The organism is Pseudomonas sp. RA_35y_Pfl2_P32 (genome assembly GCF_963970735.1).
In the GTDB taxonomy this organism is placed as follows: Bacteria; Pseudomonadota; Gammaproteobacteria; order Pseudomonadales; family Pseudomonadaceae; genus Aquipseudomonas.
This window is the reverse complement of the sequence record NZ_CAXAQF010000348.1, coordinates 1-443: the sequence shown is the minus strand read 5'-3', so window position 1 is coordinate 443 and position 443 is coordinate 1. Positions and strand designations below refer to the sequence as shown.

General features: G+C 66.1%; 1 protein-coding gene. It reads left to right on the top strand.

Translation table 11 applies throughout. From position 1 onward, the window contains the following. Positions 1-283: hypothetical protein (locus AACY45_RS28640; protein WP_339548846.1), on the top strand; the 283-nt coding region annotated here is incomplete at its 5' end. Between the last annotated feature and the right edge of the window lie 160 nt (positions 284-443).

The window sequence follows — 443 nt, the reverse complement described above, 5'->3', positions numbered from 1 at the left end:
AGGTGCAGTCATGAGTATTCGCTCCTTCACACCTGCCGCCAAGCGCTCCGCGCTGAAGATGACCTACAGCCCGTATCTGGACCGGGCCAAGCTCCGCGGCAAGGAGGCGATCGACCAGATGGCCAATGACTTCCTGATGTTCGCGGCCAATGCCGGCTCGATCAACCAGGACGATCTCGAAGTGATGGGCTGGACGCGCACGCAAATCGCGCTGCACGCCTCCGATGCGAGGCACCTTGCCAATCATCGCGCCGACCAGGAATGCCGCAGGGTGTTCGCATGACCGGGCAGCTGTCATCTCATGGCCAGCGCGAGCGCGACCGCCGCGAGCAGGGCGGCCAGAGCGGCCAGTCCCAGCGCGCGGCGGCCCGTCGTCATGGCGCGCTCCGCCATCGTGTAGACCTCGTCGATCGCCCCATCCGTGTAGGTGGCGTGGGCCTCGA